The 23,888-nt window shown below is 45.4% G+C and carries 24 protein-coding genes; 17 read left to right on the forward strand and 7 right to left on the reverse strand.

Annotated elements, in window-relative coordinates:
* Positions 1–7 precede the first annotated feature (7 nt).
* Genes ACYQ2L_RS09950 through ACYQ2L_RS09960 form a run of 3 tightly spaced genes read left to right on the forward strand, consistent with a single transcriptional unit; the run spans position 8 to position 3,510 of the window.
* Entirely contained in the window at positions 8–1,327 is a 1,320-nt protein-coding gene (locus ACYQ2L_RS09950) for an ABC transporter permease (protein ID WP_460054801.1), read from the forward strand.
* A gap of 39 nt (positions 1,328–1,366) precedes the next feature.
* Positions 1,367–2,128: an outer membrane lipoprotein-sorting protein gene (locus ACYQ2L_RS09955; RefSeq protein ID WP_460054803.1), complete on the forward strand. Its 762-nt coding sequence runs from the start codon at positions 1,367–1,369 to the stop codon at positions 2,126–2,128.
* Between the two features lie 8 nt (positions 2,129–2,136).
* Positions 2,137–3,510, forward strand: coding sequence for a hypothetical protein (locus ACYQ2L_RS09960; RefSeq protein ID WP_460054807.1), 1,374 nt, complete (start codon positions 2,137–2,139; stop codon positions 3,508–3,510).
* Here the strand turns inward: ACYQ2L_RS09960 and ACYQ2L_RS09965 are convergent.
* The 3 genes from ACYQ2L_RS09965 to ACYQ2L_RS09975 form a co-directional block, all read right to left on the reverse strand.
* A complete protein-coding gene (locus tag ACYQ2L_RS09965; RefSeq protein WP_460054810.1) occupies positions 3,485–3,937 on the reverse strand; it encodes a hypothetical protein in 453 nt (150 codons plus the stop codon). The genes ACYQ2L_RS09960 and ACYQ2L_RS09965 overlap by 26 nt on opposite strands.
* Before the next feature lie 89 nt (positions 3,938–4,026).
* Positions 4,027–4,401 (reverse strand): response regulator, encoded by a 375-nt coding sequence (locus ACYQ2L_RS09970; protein WP_460054813.1) that lies wholly within the window; start codon positions 4,399–4,401, stop codon positions 4,027–4,029.
* A gap of 14 nt (positions 4,402–4,415) precedes the next feature.
* On the reverse strand, positions 4,416–5,423 hold the full coding sequence (locus ACYQ2L_RS09975) for an OmpA family protein (protein ID WP_460054817.1): 1,008 nt from the start codon (positions 5,421–5,423) through the stop codon (positions 4,416–4,418).
* Positions 5,424–5,468: 45 nt separating this feature from the next.
* On the opposite strand from ACYQ2L_RS09975, the gene ACYQ2L_RS09980 reads away from it, so the two are divergent.
* On the forward strand, positions 5,469–6,701 hold the full coding sequence (locus ACYQ2L_RS09980; RefSeq protein WP_460054820.1) for an alanyl-tRNA editing protein: 1,233 nt from the start codon (positions 5,469–5,471) through the stop codon (positions 6,699–6,701).
* Here the strand turns inward: ACYQ2L_RS09980 and ACYQ2L_RS09985 are convergent, their stop codons facing one another.
* On the reverse strand, positions 6,702–8,135 hold the full coding sequence (locus tag ACYQ2L_RS09985) for an MFS transporter (protein ID WP_460054822.1): 1,434 nt from the start codon (positions 8,133–8,135) through the stop codon (positions 6,702–6,704).
* Positions 8,136–8,202: 67 nt separating this feature from the next.
* Here ACYQ2L_RS09985 and ACYQ2L_RS09990 point away from each other — a divergent pair, with 67 nt between their 5' ends.
* The 5 genes from ACYQ2L_RS09990 to ACYQ2L_RS10010 all read left to right on the forward strand — a co-directional run bounded on the left by ACYQ2L_RS09990 (position 8,203) and on the right by ACYQ2L_RS10010 (position 15,043).
* A complete protein-coding gene (locus ACYQ2L_RS09990; RefSeq protein ID WP_460054825.1) occupies positions 8,203–9,855 on the forward strand; it encodes an EAL domain-containing protein in 1,653 nt (550 codons plus the stop codon).
* Positions 9,856–9,973: 118 nt separating this feature from the next.
* Complete coding sequence (locus ACYQ2L_RS09995; protein WP_460054830.1) at positions 9,974–10,414, forward strand: arsenate reductase ArsC; 441 nt, start codon at positions 9,974–9,976, stop codon at positions 10,412–10,414.
* Between the two features lie 38 nt (positions 10,415–10,452).
* Positions 10,453–12,195 (forward strand): AMP-binding protein, encoded by a 1,743-nt coding sequence (locus ACYQ2L_RS10000; RefSeq protein ID WP_460054834.1) that lies wholly within the window; start codon positions 10,453–10,455, stop codon positions 12,193–12,195.
* Positions 12,196–12,213: 18 nt separating this feature from the next.
* Positions 12,214–12,903 carry a TIGR00266 family protein gene (locus ACYQ2L_RS10005; RefSeq protein WP_460054836.1) on the forward strand — a complete coding sequence of 230 codons (690 nt, stop codon included), beginning with the start codon at positions 12,214–12,216 and terminating at the stop codon, positions 12,901–12,903.
* A 97-nt stretch (positions 12,904–13,000) separates the two neighbouring features.
* Positions 13,001–15,043 carry a cation:proton antiporter domain-containing protein gene (locus tag ACYQ2L_RS10010; RefSeq protein WP_460054840.1) on the forward strand — a complete coding sequence of 681 codons (2,043 nt, stop codon included), beginning with the start codon at positions 13,001–13,003 and terminating at the stop codon, positions 15,041–15,043.
* 11 nt (positions 15,044–15,054) lie between these two features.
* Here the strand turns inward: ACYQ2L_RS10010 and msrA are convergent, their stop codons facing one another.
* Genes msrA through ACYQ2L_RS10025 form a run of 3 tightly spaced genes read right to left on the reverse strand, consistent with a single transcriptional unit; the run spans position 15,055 to position 17,840 of the window.
* Complete coding sequence (gene msrA / locus ACYQ2L_RS10015) at positions 15,055–15,579, reverse strand: peptide-methionine (S)-S-oxide reductase MsrA (protein ID WP_460054843.1); 525 nt, start codon at positions 15,577–15,579, stop codon at positions 15,055–15,057.
* On the reverse strand, positions 15,569–16,879 hold the full coding sequence (locus ACYQ2L_RS10020; RefSeq protein WP_460054847.1) for a GNAT family N-acetyltransferase: 1,311 nt from the start codon (positions 16,877–16,879) through the stop codon (positions 15,569–15,571). Before ACYQ2L_RS10020 ends, msrA begins: the two co-directional genes overlap by 11 nt.
* On the reverse strand, positions 16,827–17,840 hold the full coding sequence (locus ACYQ2L_RS10025; RefSeq protein WP_460054850.1) for a lipid II:glycine glycyltransferase FemX: 1,014 nt from the start codon (positions 17,838–17,840) through the stop codon (positions 16,827–16,829). Before ACYQ2L_RS10025 ends, ACYQ2L_RS10020 begins: the two co-directional genes overlap by 53 nt.
* A 140-nt stretch (positions 17,841–17,980) precedes the next feature.
* Between ACYQ2L_RS10025 and ACYQ2L_RS10030 the strand changes: the two genes are divergently transcribed.
* From ACYQ2L_RS10030 to rsfS, 8 genes are all read left to right on the forward strand, one after another.
* Positions 17,981–19,048 (forward strand): threonine aldolase family protein, encoded by a 1,068-nt coding sequence (locus tag ACYQ2L_RS10030; RefSeq protein ID WP_460054853.1) that lies wholly within the window; start codon positions 17,981–17,983, stop codon positions 19,046–19,048.
* A gap of 111 nt (positions 19,049–19,159) precedes the next feature.
* Positions 19,160–19,471, forward strand: coding sequence for a 50S ribosomal protein L21 (rplU, locus tag ACYQ2L_RS10035; protein WP_460054856.1), 312 nt, complete (start codon positions 19,160–19,162; stop codon positions 19,469–19,471).
* Positions 19,472–19,473: 2 nt separating this feature from the next.
* Positions 19,474–19,800: a ribosomal-processing cysteine protease Prp gene (locus ACYQ2L_RS10040; protein ID WP_460054859.1), complete on the forward strand. Its 327-nt coding sequence runs from the start codon at positions 19,474–19,476 to the stop codon at positions 19,798–19,800.
* Between the two features lie 37 nt (positions 19,801–19,837).
* Positions 19,838–20,092 (forward strand): 50S ribosomal protein L27, encoded by a 255-nt coding sequence (gene rpmA, locus ACYQ2L_RS10045; protein ID WP_460054863.1) that lies wholly within the window; start codon positions 19,838–19,840, stop codon positions 20,090–20,092.
* A 9-nt stretch (positions 20,093–20,101) separates the two neighbouring features.
* Positions 20,102–21,178, forward strand: a complete 1,077-nt coding sequence (gene obgE / locus ACYQ2L_RS10050) for a GTPase ObgE (RefSeq protein ID WP_460054866.1) — start codon at positions 20,102–20,104, stop codon at positions 21,176–21,178.
* Positions 21,144–22,334 carry a nicotinate (nicotinamide) nucleotide adenylyltransferase gene (nadD, locus tag ACYQ2L_RS10055; protein WP_460054871.1) on the forward strand — a complete coding sequence of 397 codons (1,191 nt, stop codon included), beginning with the start codon at positions 21,144–21,146 and terminating at the stop codon, positions 22,332–22,334. Before obgE ends, nadD begins: the two co-directional genes overlap by 35 nt.
* On the forward strand, positions 22,334–23,515 hold the full coding sequence (locus ACYQ2L_RS10060) for an LCP family protein (protein ID WP_460054874.1): 1,182 nt from the start codon (positions 22,334–22,336) through the stop codon (positions 23,513–23,515). Before nadD ends, ACYQ2L_RS10060 begins: the two co-directional genes overlap by 1 nt.
* Positions 23,515–23,871 (forward strand): ribosome silencing factor, encoded by a 357-nt coding sequence (rsfS, locus tag ACYQ2L_RS10065; protein ID WP_460054876.1) that lies wholly within the window; start codon positions 23,515–23,517, stop codon positions 23,869–23,871. Before ACYQ2L_RS10060 ends, rsfS begins: the two co-directional genes overlap by 1 nt.
* The last annotated feature ends 17 nt before the right edge of the window (positions 23,872–23,888 follow it).

The following is a 23,888-nucleotide window of genomic DNA, read 5'->3' on the forward strand; positions in this document are numbered from 1 at the left end:
GGCATATATGCAGGTTTTAAAGATAGCAATCCGTAATCTGAGAAGGCAAAAGAAGCGCACGGTTCTGCTTGGCGGGGCTATTGGTTTCGGGATCATGGTTATCACACTCATTAATGGGTTTACAGCCGGGGCATCAGTCAATCTCAAAGACAATTTTTCGTATCTGCTTGCAGGGCATGTATATGTCTCAGAGCAGACACGCAGGGATGACGATCGAGTCATTTCGGAGTTCCGGAATATAGACATTCTGGATGAGGTTCTTTCTGATCTGGGGCTGGATGGCAAGAATACCGTACGGCGATCGTCAGCATTTGGAACCCTGCTGTTCAGTGGAAGGACCAGCGAGCAGAATATCGACGGGATCAACTGGGCAGAGGAAAGCGGCTTGCAGGACAGGCTTGTCCTTTTATCCGGGTCTATTCAGGATGTAGTAAATGATCCTGATGCAATTGTACTTAATGAGCAGTCTGCTCGTCGTCTGGGTGTTGAGGTTGGTGAAACTATCCTGCTCCGGAGTTCCACGGTAAGCGGACAGCAGAATGTTATCAGTCTCAGGGTAGCTGGTATAATGCAGGACCCAGGTATCCTGGGTAGTATTTCTTCTTATGCCCACCGCAGTACTGTCAACAATCTGATCAATATTTCTCCGGAATCCTATCAGGCTGTACATATAAATCTACCGCGAATCGAGGATACAGAGCGTGTGACCGATTTGCTGTACAAGGCATTATCGGACAGGGCTGCTGTTGCTGAACGCGCGGAGAACGCTTCCGGTCTTGGACTTGACGGTCCGATGTTTGTGCATCAGGATCGGCCGGAGCAAAGCTGGAGTGGACAGCGTTTTGTTCTGCAGAATATCAACGACTTCACGAATGAGATTGACCAGCTGGCGCTTGCTCTGAATGCAACCGGTACCGGTATTCTTTTGGTACTCATTGTAATTACGATGATTGGTGTGGTGAACACATTCAGAATGATTATGTTCGAGCGGGTACGGGAAATCGGAACGATGAGAGCAATAGGCGTGCAGAGAAAGAGCATACGCCGTATTTTTCTTTATGAGGCAGCATGCCTTGCCGCGGTTGGTTATCTATGTGGATTGATTATGGCAATAGTCATTTCCTTCGGACTTGGTTTTATAGCTATTCCGCTCGAAAATCCGTTTGCGCTTTTTACTGCCCAAGGGCAGTTAAGCTTTCCGCTGCAGTCGGGGAGTCTGATCGCCAATTTTATTCTGATAACAATACTTACTGTTCTGGCCGCAGCGCTTCCAGCCCGGAAAGCTGCCCGCTTGCTTCCGGCTGATGCTCTGCGCAGCGTAGCCTGAGTAATCACAAATGATTTGCACTTTGCTTTGGAGGAAACAATGAGAATAAAAAGAATACTATTACTAGTAATGGCGGTTGTGGGCTTTTTCTGTGCATCCGGAATAGCTGCTCAAAACATAGATACCGAGGCAATACTCAGGAATCTTGATCAGTTGAATTCCTTTCCGGAAACTGATTTCTCTGCAGAGTACACAATCGTAACCCAGAAGCCCGGTGATGAACGCAGTATTTTCAGAATGCAGAATTTCCGTCGTGATCATGAGGATAAATTGACTATGGTCATACTTGAACCCGGGTCCAGGAGAGGAGAGGGATATCTGCAGATTGGAGACACTGCATGGTCGTATGATCCCGAAAGCCGTGAGTTTGCTATTTTCGCTTTACAGGAAAATTTTCAGGATTCCAGTGCCAGAACCAGTGATTTCGCAGAACTGACGATAAGTGCTAATTACGATGTAATATCAGCAGAGACTGGCCGTCTTGGCGCACATGATGTTTATATTCTTGATCTCAAGGCTGTAAATGACCGTGTTACATTTCCACGGATCAAGCTATGGCTGCGTCAGGATAACAATCTTATTCTGCGGGAAGAAAATTACAGCCTGTCTGACCGGCTTATGCGTACTGTACTGATCCCTGGCTATGCCTCGGTACAGGGTAGATTTGTTGCCAACAAAATACTTATTCAGGACAATCTGAATGAAGGTGAGCGGAGTGAAATCACGGTCCGTAACATAAGCTTTGCTCCTATTCCTGATCATGTCTTCACCCGCAGCTATCTCGAGAGGATAGGCCGGTGATGTACACAATGAAACATGGGAAAATTCTGTTCCCGTTGATGGGACTCATCCTGATTTTTTTTACTGCTTCACCAGCTGTATCCATTGACTTTGACTGGGATGATGAGTCTATGTTTATGGACGAAGGTATTGAAGAGATTCAGGAATCTTCTGAAGCAGCTTCATTCACATGGTTTGAGGATGATCTGGGAATCGGAGGCAACCTTGTATCTTCTATCAGCAGTTACTGGGCATGGAGCGAATTTCCGGATGGCTGGAACAGTTTTAAATCAGAGTCTATTCATGGGTTAAATTTTAACCTGAGTTCAGATATCTATCTCGATGCCAGACCTCATTCGGATCTAAGAATATTCGCAAAAGCTCGAAGCAGTTATCCATTCACTGAAGCCATTCAAATTCGTGAGCTGTTCTCGGATGTGCATTACGACAACAGCATTTTCTTTCGGGTTGGAAAACAAAATATTCAATGGGGCAGCGGCTATTTCTGGTCGCCAGCTGACATATTGAGCCTTGTGCCTATTGATCCAGATAAACCTGAAGCCGAGCGTGAAGGGCCATTATCGGTAAAAGCAACAATACCGATACGGGAACACAGTATTGACTTGTATTTCATCGGTAACGATGCCATGCAGGGAATATCTGATACAGGAATAGCCGGCCGGGCAGTATTATATTTGGCACCGGTCGAATTGACACTCGGAAGTGCATACCAGCGTGAAAAACCATTGCGTATTATTTCTGCCCTGAATATTCCGATAGGAGATGTTCTCGGATTTTCCGAAGGCCGAATCAGTTTCGGGCGTGAACACAAGCGGTATGTCCCGGCTGAAGACGGGCTGAGCTTCAGTCTCGAACCCGATGACAATCTGTATTTTTCCGGAACAGCCGGTTTTCGCTGGACTCCGCAAAAGCGTAACTTTGCCCTGATCGCGCAATATCTGTATCAAGCCGAGGGTTATTCAGAAGATGGAATGCTGTCCAGTTATCTTAACTCGATGGCTGCCGCAACTGCCGCAACTGCAGATGCCTCTGAAAGCAGTGCGGAACATATGGATCTCCTGCAGCAGGCTCCTGCAATACTTCGCCTGTTTGGCAGGCATCACAGCATGTTATCTGTTTCACACAGCAAAATATTCACAGAAAAACTGTACGGAAGTCTCCAATGGCAGGCTGCATGGTCAGACCTTTCCGGTCTGGTTTCAGTGAACCTGGGATGGCAATGGTTTCAGGGCTTCAGTATTGGCGGTGGACTGCATTACTCCTATGGGGACGCAGGTACCGAATTCGGGGGATATTACCAGGCAGGAGGATCTACCTTCAGAAATCCATTCGGAAAAACTGCCGCCAGCCTTGAACTCAGGATCGGTGGCGGACGCTTTTGACTCGCTGTGTCAGAAGATAGACTGTCACTACCACAGTAATCAGAAGAAACAACCATTTAATGCCATTTGGCCAGGCCGCGAATTGAGCGGCCCGGCTGTTTGCCGGATGTGAATTGAATGCTGTAAGAAACAAGATATTCTCTGCATAGTCGCCTGCCATTGCTCCCAGCGGAATCAGTGGAAGCCAGCCTTGTATTCTGCTGGCTGATTTTTCTCCCGTGGGGAGGGACCGGTTTAATCCGGTAAGTTCGCGTAAGCTCAAATAGAAAAACAATGTATATGAAAGTGGAAATAACATATCCAGAAATCTGAAAACACGATAATGGCTGGATTCATTACTGGACATCTGTTCATGAATACTGAATATGCGCTCTGCAGAAGGGAGGAGTTCAGTATCGGGCACGGCATAGCTTGTCTGAAGCAGCATAAATAAAATCAGACACAAGCAAGCGGCCAAAAAAATGTGGATGCCGTGACGATGTGAGTGTAAGCCTGAGTCCTTACTGATTCTGCTTTTCATGATTCAGAACTACTCAACTGCTTGATGAGTGTATGCAGTGTTTGTTTCTGAAATGGTTTTGGTAATACAGCCGATGCGCCTGCGATTTTTGCTGTTTCCAGACTGCCTTGTACGGTGCCGGGAAGTCCGCCGGATACGGCAATAATTTTCACCGGATAATTACATTGTTTCCGGATTTTTCTTATGAGTTCAATGCCATCCATCTGTGGAAGTATAATGTCACAGATAATTAAATCGTACGCTTTTGATTCTATGCACTGTAAAGCAGACGCACCATCCTCAGCGATATCCGCAGAAATATTCAGCATCTTGAGATATTCTTTTACAAGCAATTGTTGTGCTCGGCTGTCTTCTACGATAAGTGCATTCATGCAAGTTTCCTTTTCTAATCAATTATTATGAATTCTACACGGCGGTTCAGCGCACGTCCTTCTGTGCTGCTATTATCTGCTATTGGTTTTGATGCTCCTGCACCATTAACCTGCAGTCTTCGCTCTGGAATGCCGTTGTCAATCAGATAATCACGAATTCGCTTTGCCCTCTGCAGGGATAAATCTGCCATAGCGGATTCTGCGCCTATATTTGCTGTATGTCCATCAATTCTGACTGAGTGCCGATTTTTCTGCAATTCCTTCAGGACAAACTCAAGTTCCGGTAATGAATCCGGTAATATCCTGTCCGTATTAGCTTCGAACTGAATGGTCCTGGAAATGAACAGTACTTGTTCATGCTGGATATTCTGTATCTTCAATGTAAGATCCTGCTGTTCGCTCCGATCAAGTGATCGTGGAGAATCTGGAACCCTACCGGGTCTGACTACTGAATATGCACCAGGGTAAATCATTACCGGGGACTCAGGGAAGCTTTTTGCTATCAGCTCTACCAGTCCGGAATGTACAGATACCTTCGTTGCATTGCCCTGTACCGAGAATGAGAAAGCTGTCCCGCGAATGCCGGCTGTAGCGGTTTCACTTCGTATTCTGAATTGTTGTTCAATAAATCTTCTGGAAAATCTGGAAAAAATAGTACCGGTTTCTACGAACAGATCAGTTTCACGCACATCAAGTGTATCTATGCGTAAATTCGTGTTTTCTTCGAGTCTTATGCCCGAGTCATTAGAAAAACGAATATCTACCCGGCTGTCATTTCCTGTCCTGATTAACAGCCCTTCCTGTATTCTGTCGCCAATGCTGATGTTTTGCCAGCTGCTTCCATCAGGACTGATTTGAACATCACCGACCACATAGGTAACAATGCTGCGGCCTCTGAAAACGATCGGGCGCTGGGTGTAGACACGCCCCTGAGACTGCATGATCATGACAACTACGAGAATGAGCAGGAAAAGAGCAAGCTCAATTCCTGCCAGAATTAGTATTTGTTTTTTCGCCTTCACCGGGAAAGTATACCATAGAACTTAAATTCTATGCACAATGATCATATGCATATTCAACAAACAAATAAGGTTTACTATACCGATCCGTACCTGACCAAACTGCAAACAGAGGTTATTGATTGCCGAAAAGCCGAAGGAAGTGATTCCTGGGTAATCTATCTTGCTCAAACTATTTTTTATCCAGCTGGAGGAGGACAGCCCTCGGACAAGGGGACGATTAACGGAAAAAATGTAGTCGATGTCAGGAAGGATTCTGAAGGTGGCGTCCTTCATGTTCTTGAGAGTCCAGGGCAGCCTTTCTGCAAGGGCGACCCCGTACAGCTTGAAATCGATTGGGGCTGGCGTTTTGACTACATGCAGCAACATTCAGGACAGCATCTTATTTCTGCAGTTCTCAAACGGACTGCAGGGGCAGATACCGTGTCCGTTGCTCAGTCCTCCGAAATTACCACAATTGAAATAAACAAGGAGATCCTGGCAGATTCTGTACTGCATGAGCTTGTGTCCGAGGTTAACAGGAGTATTCAGCGCAACCTGAAGATCAGCAGTCAATGGCTTCAGCACGATGAAATCGACCATAGTGAGCTCAGGCGCCCGACGGACAGAATCGGCTCAGTTCGTCTTGTCAGAATAGAGAATCTGGATTGTGTCGCCTGTGCAGGAATCCATGCCGGGAGTACCGGAGAACTGGCCGTTATCAGACTTACAGGTACAGAGCGAATTCGGGGAAGGCTGCGTCTCTCATTCAGGATCGGAAATCGAGCAGTGCAGGAATATCTGGAAATGTCAGACATTTGTGATTCAATCGGGATGCAACTCTCAAGCCCTCTGGCTGAACTGAAGTCACGGGTTGTACAGATAGACAAACTACTGCAGACACAGCGAAGTGAGAATGAAAACCTTAAACAGCAGCTCGCGGCAATGATAGCCGCAAAAATCTATGCACAATCTGGTGATTCTGCATTGGCTTTTGTCGAGGATTCCAGTTTATTCCCCCTGGTTGCACGAAATCTGGCGGAAATGCATCATACAGAAACCAGGGATCCTTTTTTGCTGCTTTGTTCCCAGGAATCAGATGAGGACAGTACACTTTGGGCCGTGATTGCAGATTGGACCATGTCGGAGGTAAAGAATTTCTGGAATTCGAACTTCCCCGGCATCTGGAAAGGCGGCGGCAAAGCACCTTTATTCCAGGGTATTCTCCGTACCGTACTGACTGAAACCAACTCAGTTGAACTGATGACCGATCTGCAGGGAAAGCAGGCGGCTTCACCGTAATTAAACAAGGTATTTCAGCTCGGTTTCATTCAGTTCATCCGAGGTCATGACAGGGACACCGTTCCCTCGTTTACTTCCGAGTATTTTTTTGAGAAGTGCAGCTCTTTTTCCGGTGAGCGGCAGGCGTATTCCCGCTGTAAGTCCAATCACTATACAGACTGCAGGAGCAAGAAAGAACAGATTATGGAGCCCAGAGAGGGTCTGGGCAGTTTGTACAGATGATTGGGGCACATACCCGATAAAATGTAAGGCTACGCCGGTCAAGGGCATAACCAGTAGTCCCTGTACAGCCTTGCGGATGAAGGTAAGGACACCTGCATACATTCCTGCCCGGTTTTCTCCACTTACGTACTCGTCCAAATCAATCACTGATGGAAAGATTGTCCATGGAATCAGCATTCCGCCGCTGGTTCCGATACCCATAAATGCACAGACGGCAATTACCAGGCCCCAATGACTGCCTGGCTTGAGTAAAATATAGCCAAGCAGCAGTCCCGCTGCCCATATCGAGAGTGAAACACAGTATATAAGCTTGGGGCTGAATTTTCTTGAAGCCTTATACAATACAGGGAGTGTGCAGATCATTGTGAGCATGAGAGCACCTAATGCATAGTGGTATAATGACTGGGGGACAGCAAGATAGTATATAAAAAAGAAGAGGGCCAGTACCATCATGATGTCAATGGCGGCATAACTGGCTCCATGCATGATTATATGGCATCTTGCTGTTTTATTTTTAATTATATAAAAAAACTGCTTCAGGTAGGAGCCAAAGAATATTCGTGTGCCTCTGTGTTTATATGGGAGTTCCCAGGTTCCCAGAAAAACAAAGATCCAGGGGATGCAGAAAATGATAGAAAAAACTATACCCATTACATAATAACCCTGAATATTCATGGCATCCAGGAGCCAGTTAGGTACTATTATCGCGATAAAGGTAATGCCCTGGGTGAAAAACATCCGACTGCCAGCTAACTGCATCCTTCCGGATTCGGATCTGCTGAGTTCAGCATTGAGGGCCGAATATGGTACCATTACAAGCGTGTACACAAGTGAAAACAGGATGTATACCGAGCAGTAATAGATAAAGAGCAGAGCTGTACTGTTGGTGTGTACTGGCAGCCAGAGGAGGAAGAAGCTGATCCCGATCGGGAGAATTCCGATAAGGAAATATACCCGGCGTCTTCCAAATTTGCTGCGGGTAATATCGCTGAAGTAACCCATGAAAGGGTCGCTGACGGCATCGATGAGTTTCCCAAGGGCGAAGATGCTTCCGGCAATCAGAGGGGATAAGCCGACGTTTTCTGTCAGGAAGAAAAAGAAGTAGAGTCCTATCAGGACTGTCGCACCTCCGCCGAAAATATCCCCACTTCCATAGGCAGCGACATTTCTGGTTTTAAGAGGAGTATCCTGATTGATAGACTGCTTGATCATTTGTTCTCCCGCGGAAATTATACTTCATCTTTTGCTTTTTTCATACCAAGGCTATATGCTATAGGTCATGGCAGAAAAGTTTACACCGAAAGTACTAGTTGTAGATGATAGCATTGCTTCCAGAAAAATGGTCTGTGAAATTCTAAGGGATTTACATGTGGACATAATTGAGGCTGAGGATGGCGAGGAAGCAGTCGGCATTGCTCTGGAGGTATTGCCCGATCTGATTCTGATGGATTACCGCATGCCGAAAATGGATGGACCCGAAGCCGTAGCGTTAATACGTCAGCATCCACTGGCTGCTCGTATTCCAATGCTGATGATCACCGGTGAAACTGACTCTTCCAAGATGATAAGCTCATTTGAATCCGGAGTGCTTGATTATATTCATAAGCCATTTGACAGGGTGCAGTTAGGCGCACAGATCCGCAGCTATCTCAAGCTGGCGGAAGTCAACAGAAAATTTGTATTGGCAACTATTGACCACGTAACAAGCCGTCCGAACCTGCTTGCCTTACATGAGGATGTAGAAAATGAAAATGGCGCGAATCCTCTGCTGTTTCTTCGTTCAAAAGAGGTTTCTGCAGTTCGAAGGCTGTATGGTACACAGATCGGAAACAATCTGGAAATTGCCCTCTGTGGTAAAATTGAAGAAATTGCTTCGCAGATGTTTCAGGTCGAGTGTGTGCTGTATGTAATTGATCGAGGTGCCTTTGTTCTCCGTTTTCTGGATAATAACCGGTATATCGATATGGAATCTGCTCCTACAATCATGCGGACCTTTGAACATCACTTATCTGATGCAGAATTTGAAGTTAATAATCTGCTTTTTACCTGTGATTTCCGTCTGGTTGTGAGTCTGGCAGGTGACGATGTTTTATCAGATGGTCTGGTCGCATTCGAGGATGGCAGGGATCTACATATTGGACCCGACATCGTGTTTGCAAATGAGGTAGTCGCCGAGCATCGTCAGAGTATTCATAATAACCTGCAAACCTTGACTACTATCCGCAATTCTTTGCGTGAGGATCATGTTATAAGTTATGTACAACCTCTGGTCGATCTCCGGAATTCAGAGGTGATCGGTTATGAATGCCTGATGCGCATACGTGACAGCAGTGGCGTTATTCTGACGCCGTATCAGTTTCTTGGTGTTGCAAAGAACAGCCGCTATTATCCGGAAATGACAATCTATATGCTGAATCAGGCGTGCAGGGCTTTTTCGTCCGGAAATCTGTATTGTTCAATTAACTATTCGATTGTAGATATAGAAAATGAACGCGTTGTTAATCACACCCTACAGGTATTAAAAAACAATCCTGAATTTGCAAGGAATCTCATAATAGAACTTGTTGAGCAGGAGGATAGGAGTGATTTTGACAGAATAGGAACTTTTATCCGTCAGATTAAAGCATGCGGCGCCCGTGCTGCTATTGATGATTTCGGCAGCGGCTATTCAAATCTTCGCCGTGTCATTGAGCTTGACTTTGATTATCTCAAGATAGATGGTTCTCTCGTGAAGGACATAGTGGTTAATGAAAGGGTGAAACGTCTTGTTTCCTGGGTTGTGACATTTGCAGAACAGGCCGGAATGAAGGTGATTGCCGAGTTCGTTGAAAGTGAAGCCCATCAAAAGCATCTTCTGGATATGGGAGTTAATTTTGGTCAGGGATATCATTTTGGAAGGCCAGAAGCTCTCGATGTCAGGTTCCGTTCCTGAAAACGCTGTGACAGGTATATAGCTGGATAATTGTTAAAAATTCATTAGTTCTCACTTTATGTTATCGTATGAGCTTTTCAAAATCCGGAAATATTATTATTTTGCTCAGGAGGTTAATATGACTAAAGAAAAAATCCTGGTTATTTGTATCCATAATTCATCCAGAAGTCAGATGGCAGAAGAATATTTGCGTTTGTTTGGCGGCGACATATTTGAAGTGGACAGTGCTGGTCTTGAACCTGGAAAGCTTAATCCTGTAGTTGTTGAACTCCTAAAGGATGATGGCATAGAAATTGAGGGTAAGCAGACAAAAAGTGTTTTTGATCTGCATTCACAGGGCAGAGAATATGACTATGTAATCGCTGTCTGTGATCCGGAGGCCAAAGAGAAATGTCCTATTTTCAAGGCAGAAAAGAAAAGACTTCACTGGCCATTTCCGGATCCGTCCGCTGTTCAGGGCAGCTTTGAAGAAAAGCTGGGAAAGGTTCGTCTGATACAAGCGGAAATCCGCCAGAAGGTGCTGGATTTTCTGGAGGAATATCGGAAAGGTGATATCTGAGCTTGTCTTGTTAGCGCTTTAGTTTTACACTGTAAAGTATGAGTGATACAGTTATTCGCACGATACCGGAACTTCTTCAGAACAGCGTTGAGCTTTATGGAGAACTTCCCGCCCTGTCCTTCGTAGATGGTGATCCTGTTACGTATCGGGATCTCGATGTCATGACCCGTCGTTTGGGTGGTGGGCTGTCAGAAATGGGAGTCAAGCCAGACCATCATGTTGCGGTTCTTGGTGAGAATATGCCGAATTGGGGCATCGCCTACTTTGCTATCAGCAGGATCGGGGCTGTTGTTGTACCTGTCTTGCCGGATTTCAGCCCTGCTGAGGTGAATAATATTATTCAGCATGCTGAAGTGCAGACAATATTTGTTACAGAACGCCAGTTTCACAAGATAGCCGATCTGCATGCAAACGGCACTGTTCAGGCAATACTGCTTGATGATTTTCATCTAATTCCCCGCGAGGACACAGGGGTGTCCGAGTTGATGCCGGATATGAGTTCTTCAGTTTCTATGCTTTCGGATTCTGTTGACTCTTCTGATGTCTCCAGGCAGCCAGATGATCTTGCTGCAATAATCTACACTTCAGGAACGACAGGGAACTCTAAAGGGGTTATGCTCTCACATAACAATATTGCAAGCAATGTGGCAGCATCCAAATTAATACCGGATATTGAAGTGGGCCAGTCAATGCTTTCCCTGCTGCCGCTGTCTCATACATATGAGTGTACCTTGGGCTTTCTCTTTCCGATTGCCTCAGGTGCTTGTGTATATTATCTGAGTAAGCCTCCATCACCATCTGTGCTGATGCCGGCGCTTGAAAAAATTCGTCCACATTTAATGCTTTCCGTGCCGCTTTTTATCGAGAAAATTTTCCGCGGGAAGGTTCTTCCGAAGTTTACATCCAAACCTGCACTTGCACTGCTTTACAAATTTCGCCCTGTTCAGAAAATCCTCCATAAGGCAGCCGGTAAAAAAGTGTATGCCATGTTCGGCGGCCGGCTGCATTTTTTTGGTGTTGGTGGTGCAGCGCTTGCACCGGATGTAGAGAAATTCCTCAGAGATGCAGGCTTTCCGTATGCTGTTGGTTATGGTCTGACAGAGACATCACCCCTGGTTGCAGGCTGCAATCCGAAGCACACAGTTTACCAGTCTATTGGTCCTAAGGTTCATGGAGTCGAGATCAGACTTCAGGCTGGGGAAGATAATCCGGATGCCCCTGAAGTTCAGGTTAATGGTCCCAATGTTATGAAGGGTTATTACAAGGATGAACTGCGCACAAAGGCTGTATTTACGGATGATGGATGGTTTAAAACCGGTGATATAGGCCATATCGACAAGAATGGTGTTCTCTCAATTCGGGGCAGAATCAAGAATATGATATTAGGCCCAAGCGGTGAGAATATCTATCCTGAAGAGATTGAAGCGGTGATCAATGAAAAACCTTTCGTTGAGGACTCCCTTGTTACCAAGGTTGGAGATCAGCTTGTAGCGATGGTGTACCTGAATTACGAGGCTCTGCTGGAGCATATTGTGTCGATGCACACAAATGTAAAGGATTGGCATGATGCCCTGCAAACCAATGTGAAAGATGGTGCCGATGCAGTAAGCCAGGGAGTAAAGCAATTTCAATCAGATATAGAAGAGTATCTTGGCGATCTCAGAAAGAAAGTTAACACCGAGCTGAATGCATTTTCTCGTTTATCCGATTTTGTCCTGAAAGATGAGCCATTTGAAAAGACGCCGACTATGAAGATCAAGCGGTATCTGTATCTGCAGTAGCAGGGAGGAAGAATAGTCATGCAATACAAGATTATGGGTACCACCATGCCCATGCTTGAATGTACTCTTGAGGCTGGTGAAATAATTCATTGTCAAACTGGTGCCATGAAGTATATGGACAGCGGGATAAGCATGAAAACCAAGGCTCGCGGTGGAATTGGCGGCTTTTTCAAGCGGACAGTCTCCGGCGAAAGCGGGTTTATGAACAGCTTTGAAGCTACTGCTGCGAACCAACGTGTAGCGTTTGGACACAGTTTTCCCGGAACAATTTTGCCAATGCAAATTGGTGAGCAGTCACTCATATGTCAGAAGCGTTCTTTTCTGGCATGTACTGACGGCGTGAATTTTGACATTGCATTCCAGAAAAAGTTGAGCAGCGGTTTTTTTGGTGGTGAAGGCTTTATCATGCAGCGACTTCACGGGAGAGGAACTGCCTTTGTAGAGATCGATGGTGAGACTGTTACTATGGATCTGGCGGCTGGGCAGATGCTGAAAATAGAGACCGGCGCGGTAGCAATGTATGAAGAATCCGTTTCTATGAATGTCGAAATGGTAAAAGGTCTTGGAAACGTTTTTTTCGGCGGTGAAGGACTTTTTTTAACTACTCTTACCGGGCCAGGAAGAATCTGGCTGCAGTCAATGTCTATCCAGAGGTTAGCCAGTGAAATTCATCCGTACCTGCCCAAACCCAGCAGCAACAGGAATTAGGGCAGGCCTGACCGCTATATTGTTTCTTCTTCCGGTTCTGACTGTCTGGGCAGATGGAGCCGGAGAAGGAGCTCATTCAGATAATATTACTCATAGCATGATGTTGCTCGCTCTGCAGCTCGGCTTGATTATTTTCTTTGGGTATTTGGGCGCCCGTATTGCACGTAAAATCAAATTTCCTGCCATACTTGGGGAGTTGCTGATCGGTATTCTTATCGGGCCGTTTTTACTTGGTGCTGTACCGTTGCCGGGATTTTCTTCCGGTTTGTTTCCTCATTCAGGATCTGCTGTTGCCGTTTCTCCTGAGCTTTTCGGCTTTGCAATGGTTGCCTCAATTGTACTTTTATTTCTCAGCGGTCTGCAAACTGATGTGAAACTGTTTCTGCGTTTCGCAGGCAAAGGAAGCATAGTAGGTATTGGAGGTGCACTGGTTTCATTGGTCACCGGCTTGTACATCGGTAGTCTGATTTTCGATGGCCAATGGTTGAGTCCCAGCGGTTTTTTTCTAGGTGTTACTGCCATTGCTACGTCTGTAGATATTACTGCCCGAATACTCAGTGACAGACACAAAATGGCATCTCCTGAGGGAGTAACGATACTTGCTGCTTCTGTTATTGAAGATGTCATCGGCATTACAATTCTGGCTGTCGTTATTGGGGTTGACAGCTATATCAGTGATGCAGGTTTTGATTACACGGCAATTATGCTGGTTGCGGTCCGTGCTCTGGCTGTCTGGCTGGTCACAATGACTCTCGGGATTTTATTTTCCCAGAAGATATCCCGACTGCTGAAACTTGAACCGAATCATAGTCATATAGCAGTTCTTGCTTTAGGAATGGCTCTCATCGTGGCTGGTCTTTTCGAGTCAGCCGGGCTTGCGATGATCATCGGGGCCTACGTTGTCGGATTGTCACTTTCCAATACTGATTTATCCTATGTAATACAGGAGAAAATCGAGGTAATCCATCACTTTTTCGACCCGATTTTCTTTGTGGTAATAGGTATGCTGATTAATCTTCAGATACTTTTTAGTACTACCGTAATATTCTACGGAGTTCTTTTCGGAGTACTCGGATTGCTTGCACGTATTATAGGCTGTGGTATACCTTCTCTGGCAACCGGTTTTACATGGCGAGGAAGCCTGAGAATCAGTCTGGGAATGATGCCTCGTGGTGAAGTAGCCTTAATTATCGCAGGTATCGGTATAAGTACTGGTTTGCTGAACGATACACTGTTCGGTATTGTTGTTCTTATGACTCTTATTACAACACTTGTAGCTCCCCCTTTTTTCAGCAGAAGCCTGTCCGGCACTGCCCGGGGAACTCGTAATGAGTTGGAGCGAAGTGAGAGTGTCAATACAGATTTTCAGTTTGGTTCACGCGAAATAACCGATTTTTTATTGACAGACATTATTGCCAGTTTTCAGAGTGAAGGATTCTTTATTCATATCAGCGAAATGGAACAGCGTTTGTTTCAGATGCGCAGAGAGCTGGTCTATATATCTCTTGTCGTTAGTGATAATACTCTTCTTTTCTCAAGTCAGAAAGAAGACGTGACATTTATAAATAATCTCGTGTATGAATCAATATTGACACTTCAGTCCAGAGTCGAAGAGCTGAGGAAAATCAGCAAACCCGTTGAATTGCAGAAAACCCTTGTTGAAAAGAATAACAGAACCAGTGTGAATTGGTATCAGACTCTGGACATCGATTGCATCAGTCTACAGCTAAGAAGCCGCGACAAAGAAGCTATTATTCTGGAACTTATAGATATGCTTCATAAAGCTGATAAGCTGAACGACCTACAAACAGTTCAGCGTGCAGTTATTGAACGTGAAAAAAGTATGAGTACCGGAATGCAGAATGGTATAGCAATTCCCCATGGCAGAAGTGAAGGGGCAAACGAACTTTGTGTCGCGGTGGGGCTTGTACCTAACGGTGTTGATTTTGATTCACTCGATGGAAAGGCAACTAAAGTATTTTTCCTGATTGTCTCGCCCGCCAGGGATCCCGGGCCGCATTTACAGGTTCTGAGCGGTATAGCGGGGGTGCTGAATAATCAGGAGGCAGTTGATGAGATAGTGAAGAGTCCAAGCAGAACCGATGTGATTACCTACATGGTTTCTCATTCCAGGACCTGATTTTTTGCCTGTCAGTCAAATCTTATTTTTCTGACCTTTGCAAGTTTAGGGGCAATCACTGCCTTGCAGTAACCAGCTTCCGGATTCCTCTGAAAATAACGCTGGTGATATTCTTCAGCCGGATAGAATTGAGCATTCCAAACTATTTCCGTGGTGCAGGCGCCATCATAGATGGCTTTATTGTTCAGTTGAGTGATTGAGTCTTCAGCTGCTTTTTTCTGTCCTTCGTCTGATACTATGATGATTGACCGATATTGGGTTCCGATATCAACACCCTGACGGTTCAATGTAGTTGGGTCATGTATATGCCAGAAGAAATCCAGAATCTTTTCGAGATTGGTCCTGTCTGTGTCGAATTCAATTTTGACTACCTCTGCATGCCCTGTCGACCCGCTGCAGACGTCTTTGTAATCAGGGTTAATAGTTGTTCCCCCAGCATATCCACTTTGAACAGATATGACACCGGGAACATAACGATATGCTTCTTCTATACACCAGAAGCATCCTCCTCCGAGAATTATTGTTTCATTTGGCATTTACTGTGCTCCTTGATATTTTTAATGGGCTTTTAATTACAGATTCCTGGATCTGTTCTTTTGTAAAATCGTTAAACTGGTGAATGTTGGCATGAAAAAGCCATCTCATTCTATCATCCCTGAACCAGTGATGACTATAATGAGTACAGCCCTTGAACCCTCTGTGTATTTTGTGCTCACCCCCCATGCCTGGATTAAAGCTCTGCATACCGTGGTTTATTGCCCACTCGATAGGTTCATAGTAACAGCAGGCAAAATGGAGGAACTCAACTTGTTCTCTGCATCCCCAATATCTTCCAAGCAGCCGTTTACCGTCTATTAGCATCATGGATATTCCCACCGGTTCTTCCTCTGAAGCTTTATAGGCCGCACAAATCAGCAGGTTATCTGCAGCAGTTTCGAGAACGTTCATAAAAAAATCGCGGTTCAGATAGCGGGCAGCCCAGGGTCCGAATTGATTTGTTGTATTCACATAATAGGTGTAGAGTGTATCCAGCAGTCTGCTTTCAGCTTCATGGCCTTGAAACATCCTGAATCTAATTCCTGAATCAGCTAACCTGCGTCTCTCACGCCTCGCATTCCTCCTGCGGTCCTTTGTCATGTTCTGCAAAAAATCATCAAAGTTCCTGAAGCTACTATTTTCCCAGGAAAACCCGAAATGCTCCCAGGTTCCGAAGCCAAGGTCGACAGCCGCGGTGCTCAGGGCTTTTCTAGTAAACTGCAGATGGATACTGCCGATTCCGGTTTCCTGTGCATGTTGGCATATTTTCGAAAGAAACCATCTCCTGAAAATAACAGGTTCGACATTCATCTCCCTGCACCAGGACTCATCGAGTAATATATCCTGGGCCGGTATGGGTGTGGCTGGACTCATGCCGACCAGTTTCGGGAAATAAGGGAGTCCGAGCTGTTCAGCTGCTTGAATCCATGGATAGTCAAAGACGAATTCACCTTCGCTGCTTTTGCTGCGAAGGTACATGGGCATGCCCGCAATCAGCTTGTTCCCATCGTATGTGAGCGCATGTAACGGGCTCCAGTCAGTTGAAGGAGATACTGATCTGCTTTTTTCCAGGCTTGCAAGCCATGAATGTTTAATGAGAAATGAAGCAGCAGATCCAATTCTGTTCCACCCATCGGGATCAATGTCTGCCATGGAATCATGAAACCGGAATTCCAGCCGCTTGAAAGCATTATGCATGCTGTTAAAATACTTTCCATCGACATGGCAGGCAAGCAGATTCTTTAAATCAGCTTTTCTGTTGGTTGCGAAGGCCGTGATAACCGCCCATGGTAATTTCATTACTCTGTGCAGCATTGTATACATCTGGAATCAAGGGATAGTCCCAGCAGCCCCTGCGATGAACTATCTGCCCGCCGAATCCCCGTTTGTACTGATATAAGCCATACATAGGATGAGAGGGTAGCGGGTCTGGAGGAATACCGAAAAGATCATAAATACGACATCCAGTTTTTTTGCTGAATTGGATAGCATTCCATTGCAATGCATATGTAGGCATATGATTCCTGCCGATATCAGAACTTGCACCATATAGGTAGGTTGCTCTGCTGCCGGTAATCCCCAGGAGCATTCCTGCCAGCAAGTTGCTGTTTTGCTCTGCGAGCAGGAGGTGAAATGAGCTGTCGGTTCGGCTGCTCATTTCTGCTCTGTAGATGCTGGTGAAATAGTCAATCGAATGAACCGGTATGTCCTGCCTGTTCATGGTTTGTCTATAAAGGCTGTACCAGTCCGCAATTTCATCTGGTGTACCAAAGCGCACGCTCACACCTCTCCGTTCTGCCAGCCGGATGTTGTATCTGGTCTTGGCCTTCATATCCAGCAGAAGTTCACTTTCACTTTTGTTCAGATCAATCTCTATAGTTGCTGTCGGCTGGATATCCGTTGGGGCTTTTCTGAAGGCATGATATTTTGTACCGAAATTCATGCGTAAAGTACGGCATTGATCATCTGGAGGGGGACCGTCATACGGTGACTCCCAAGGAAGGTCAAAGCGCAGGCACAGTGTATTTTCCGGTAGCCAGGTTGCCAGGCTGTCAGCAAGGTTTTCCAGAAGCTGACCGGCCGTGTAATTCTCTGTCTGTTGTATTCTGGGAGACCAGGGGAAATATGCAATGCGAGTATTACCTGGTCCTTTCTGCATAATACAGAGTAATGTGTCTTTCCTGTTTTTGACGCCGAGCTTGAAGCAGAATACCGGGAAACCCTGCTCCTTTTTTATACGAGCCCATCTAGGGCTCTGCATAAGAGTATTTCCTGCGTACAGACTGCTGACTGGTATGCTTGAAACCTTCATGATACTTGCTGACCTTAACAAGGAAGTAGTTTAACTTCAAGTGGATGCATATGCTTGCTACGGTCTCTGGTATTCACTAATATCTGAGCATGTCTCAAATATACAGTTTCAAGAATGATTACAGTGAAGGTGCACACCCCGAAGTGCTGGATGCCATTATCAGAAATAATGCAGTTCAGGCAGATGGTTATGGGACTGATATCTGGTCTGATGAAGCCCGGAAGATGATCAGGGAGCATATTGCTATGGCCGATGCCGATATTCATTTTGTCAGCGGTGGGACCCAGGCCAATCTTACCGTTATTTCCTCATTATTACGGCCGCATGAGGCGGTGATAGCTGCAGACACTGGTCATATTGCCGTTCACGAAACCGGTGCAATCGAAGCTACAGGACATAAGATAATTACAGTTCCTGCTGCAGATGGAAAGCTGAGATCTTCTGATATAATCACTGTTATTGAGGAGCATACTGATGAGCACATGGTCAAGCCACGTTTGGTGTTTATTTCGAATTCCACTGAATTAGGATCTGTGTATTCAAGACAGGAGCTTCAGGATCTGTCTCACACATGCAGGGAACTGTGCCTGCTTTTATATATGGATGGGGCCAGACTTGCCTCCGCATTGTGTTCTGTTTCAAATGATTTATCTATGTCCGATATCGCCTCATTGGTAGATGTCTTTTATATAGGCGGTACCAAGAATGGTATTCTTGCTGGTGAAGCTATTGTACTTTGTAAACCTGATCTTCAGAAAGACTTCCGCTATTTTATGAAACAAAAAGGAGCATTACTCGCTAAGGGAAGCTTGTTCGGCATTCAGTTCCGGACTCTGTTTTCCGGGGATTTGTATTACAGTATGGCGCGGCATGCCAATCTTCAGTCACGGAAACTCGCGGAAGGAATTAAAAAAGAAGGTTACTCCTTTTTGTTTCCTCCTGAAAGCAATCAGATTTTTCCGGTTTTTCCGGATTATGTAATAGAAAAGCTCTTGCAGGATTATTCTTTTTATGTCTGGCAGAAAATCGGAGAACAAACAGAAGCTGATATGAAATCTGTATCTTCACTTTCAGCTGTGCGACTTGTTAGTTCCTGGGCTACTCCGGATGATGCTGTAGCAGGATTCCTGGATAAACTCCGGAATCTACGGGATTGAAAGATACTTGAGAGCTTTTCACAGCCTTGATGCTGTTTTAATCACAGCCGAGTTGACCTTGAACGGCCCGGTATGCTATAGTCCGGTACTCATTAATTATAAGGGATTCGTATGTACGCAATAATTGAATTAAATGGAAAACAGTACAAAGCTGAAAAAGGCAAAGTACTTGAGGTTGATCGCTTAAGCCATGAAGCAGGCAGTGCCCTGACAATCGACAATGTGGTTATGCTGCGTGAAGATGAAAAAGTTACATGGGGAACACCCTATGTAGCCGGTGCCAAAGTATCTGCCACTGTCGAAGATACCTACAAAGGTAAGAAGATCATTGTTTTTAAGTACAAGCGTCGGAAAAATTACGCACGTAAACAGGGAAGCCGGCCAACTTTTACCAGGTTGCGTATTACCGGTATTAATGCCTGATCATGATCTATGCCGGAATTACTGTAATCCGGGAATCTTTCGTAACGAGTGTTGAGATTCAGGGACATGCAGGTTATTCCATGACTGCTAATGATCCAGTATGTACTGCGGTCAGTGCAGTAGCGAAAGCTTATGCACTTACAATAACCGGGAATCAGAATCATCGGATTTCCGGGGCTGCAGACAGCCCGGGTTTATTTTCACTGGTAATTAATGATAGTCAGGATGAAGCGCATGCTGAGTGTGCTGGCTCAATGCTGTTACATGCTCTGGAATGTCTTCAGGAAGAGTATCCGGCTAATATAGCCCTTGAGATTATCAGAAAGTAATTGTATAAATAATAGTATTATAATAAAGAGGTAAGCAATGGCACATAAAAAAGGTGGCGGTAGCTCAAAGAATGGTAGAGATTCAGAAAGTAAACGTCTTGGTGTTAAACGATTCGGCGGTCAGCTTGTGAAGGCTGGAGAAATTATCGTACGCCAGCGCGGTACAAGAATTCACCCCGGTGTAAACGTCGGTTGTGGAACTGATCATACCTTGTTTGCCAAGGAAGCTGGAGCTGTCGTATTCGGCACTCGCCGAGGCAAAAAAACTGTATCCATCGAGGTTCAGGCTTAAGGCCTCTCCGTGGAAAGATTTATTGATCAAATAACTATCGAAATCGCCTCGGGCTCTGGTGGGCACGGGGCGGTTTCTTTTAGACGGGAAAAGTATGTACCTCGCGGCGGACCTGATGGTGGCGATGGTGGTCGCGGTGGAGATGTAGTTTTCCGTGTCCGGGATAATCTTAAAACCCTTACTCACCTGACAATGAAGCACCGTTATTTTGCCGATAATGGTCGGCCTGGTGCCAAAAAAAATCGTCATGGTGCAGACGGAGAATCCGTAATTATTGATGTTCCGCCTGGAACAATGGTTACCAGAGTCGATACTGAAGAGCTGATCGGGGATTTTACGAATGTCGGGGACGAGATTACGGTACTGCGTGGTGGCAGAGGGGGGAAAGGCAATGCACATTTTGCGACATCCCGTCACCAAACTCCACGGTTTTCACAACCTGGTGAAGAAGGTGAGCAGCTACAGGTAAAGGTTGAACTCAGGATTATTGCTGATGTCGGTCTTGTAGGGCTCCCAAATGCAGGAAAATCCAGTCTCCTGGATCTGGTCACCAATGCTAATCCGAAAATCGGTGCGTACCCTTTTACCACGAAAATACCAAATCTAGGCGTCCTGACTATTGGCTATACCGATGTTGTGATCGCTGATATACCAGGGATCATTGAAGGGGCAGCAGAGGGGCACGGACTTGGATTGCGCTTCCTGCGACATATCGCCAGAACAAAGGGCTTACTGTTTCTGATCGATGTTTCGGAGCCGGATCCAGGCAAAACTTTTGCTATGCTGCTGGAAGAGCTGAAAAGTTATTCCGATGAATTATTGGAACTCCCTCGAATCGTTATCGCAAATAAATGTGATCTTGATCCTGATGGAGAACTGTTTCGTGCGTTTGCTGCCGAGATAAACAATGAGCAAATATATCCGCTATCAGTATATTCACGTCAGGGTATGGATGATGTTATCCGGGCAATAAGAGACCTATATTCTGAACAGAAACGCTCGGAGCTGAAGGCTGAGGAAGAAGCTGATTCAATTCCTGATTTTATGCTTTATGATGGCCTGGAAAATCCACGAGAAGATGCGTGAGCCTGTAGCAGTTTTCGGTGGAAGCTTTGATCCTGTTCACAGCGGACATATCCGCATTGCTGAAGAGCTGATTTCAAGAACTCATTATAATACCGTGATTTGGGTGCCCGCAGCACGTAATCCCCTGAAATTAAATTCTCCTGAGGCATCCGATCACGATCGATTATCAATGTTGACAGCTGCTCTGTCCGGTTGCAGTTGGAGTATAATCTCTGACATTGAGCTACGCCGTGGTGGTGCTTCATATAGCCTTGAAACACTTCTTGATTTGAGAAAGCAGTATGGACTTAAAAAGCCGATCGGCTTTTTGCTTGGTGACGATGCATTCTGTTCTTTAACTGAATGGTTTGAATATGAGCGTCTGATACAGATAGCTGAGTTCCTGGTATTCAATCGGAAAGGCAATTCCAACCTGAATATTGAGCAATGCGAGCAGCAATTGTTTTCAGATGGCGGAAGAATGCAGAGAATTGACCTTCCCGAAATCCGGATTTCGTCTACTGCAATTCGGCAAAAGGCGGCTGTTCTCGATCTCAAGAACCAGATTTCTGATCTCGTCCCTCAAGCAGTGCTTGATTATATAGTATCCAACAATTTATATGGTAGCAGCAGTTATTCATTGATACGGGCACGTGTGAAATCTGATCTCAGTGAAGAACGGTATATCCATACATTGTCTGTGGAGAATACAGCGCGGCAGCTTGCAGTAAGACATGGGCATGATCCGGAAGCCTCTTGTCTTGCAGCGATCAGCCATGATATTGCCCGCGAGTGGAAGTCAGAGCGTTTGCTCGGTTATGTTGAAAACAGGGGCCTTGAAGTTGACGATTATATGCTGCAGCAGCCCGTTCTTCTGCATGGTGCTGTTGCGGCTGATATAATCGTGAGTGAGTACGGTATTTGCAATGAGTTGCTCATACAGGCGGTCAGGCATCATACATTGGGCTGTGCAGGCTTGAATGAGATTGGGCAGATATTATATCTGGCTGATTATATTGAGCCAGGCCGTGGTATCCTGGCTATGGAAGACATCCTGACTTTACAAAACATGAATTTATCGCAATCATGTATGAGAATAATCGAGGACCAGAACAAACGGTTTGGTTCACTATTACCGGCTACTGAATCATTTTATCGATGGCTGCGGGGGGACTAATGCAGAAAAATGCATCTTCAAATATTTTTGCACTGATTTTACTGGCCGGGATTGTTTTGTCTCTCGCGATTGTCGGAATATTTATTGCCAGGGAAATCAGGGTCGATCAATTCTCGGCCCTGCTTAGGGATAATGAGAATATTTCGATCTTAATCATGGTCCATGATGATGATAAGTTGATGACAAGCCAGGTTTTGTTTGTGCATCCTGAATCATTCCGGATTGCATTACTTGATATACCAAGTAATCTAGGTGCGATTATACCTCGCCTTAATCGTGTTGACAGCATCAGTGTATTGTTCGAACACAACAGGATTGAGAATTATCTAAATAAAATCGAGGATCTGACAGGAACTGATATTAATTATTACATAGCGATTGATGAAGCTGGTTTATCGGAGCTGATCGATCTGATTGGCGGCCTTCAGCTATTTATGCCGGACCCGGTTCAGGACTTCGAGCAGCTGGTTTTTCTACCGGCTGGCAGGAACAGTCTTGATGGAACCAAAGTTCTTGATTATCTGCATTTTGATTCTGAATACCGCAGCGCTCATGAATCTATGTCCATTTATCAGGTTGTAATTGCAGGCTTTCTGCATGGTCTGGCAGGGCAGGAGACTATAATAAAGAGCAACTATCAGCTTCTGCAGAGAAGAATGGATAAAAATCTTGATCGGCGTGAGTTTGCTGCGTTTGCCTCTTTCATGCGTACGCTTGAGATTGATACTCTGATTCAGCAAAGGGTGCTTGGTACCATCAGGACTGTTGATATAGAAGGTGTGAGCAGGGAACTTCTTTTCCCGCATTTTGAGGGGCAACTTCTAAAGGATACTGTCAGGCAGGTACAGAATACACTTGCTGCCGGTGATGCAATTGGTAGAGGAGAGATGATCAGAGTTGAATTATTGAATGGAACTACGCGAACGGGGCTCGCAGCCCGCTCACGTGAAGTGATTGAGGGGTATGGGTTCCAGGTGGTCTCTGTTGGTAACGCTGACAGTTCTGATTACCCCCATACGCTAGTATTTGACAGGCAAGGGGCAATGGAAAAAACACAGGCAGTGGCAGATGTAATCAATGCCCGCAGGGTTGAGTCTCAACCAAATTATGATACGGATGTAGTTACTGATGTAACAATTATACTCGGAGCAGATTTTGACGGATGGAAGGTACAAAACTGATGAAAGATCAAACAAGAAAAATAGTAACAGCTGTGGCTGAATTTATTGCAGAACAGGTTGGGGCAGGAACGGTAGCATTGGACGTGAGCAAGATCTCGGGCTATACCGATTATTTGATAATAACAACGGTTCAGAGTCAGGCTCAGCTGCAGGGTCTTATGTCAGGTCTGGATAAAGAGCTTTCATCTCATGATGTAACAAGCAAAAATCCTACAAAACGTCCAAACGATGACCAGTGGGCTTATGTAGACTGTGGAGATTTTGTAATTCACATTATGCGCCCGGAAGCACGGTCATTTTATGATTTGGAAAGACTCTGGCATGAAGCAGAAGTGGTCTACAAGCAGTCTGAATAATTGAAATTCGCGTTTAT

The sequence above is a fragment of the Spirochaeta dissipatitropha genome (genome assembly GCF_054657935.1).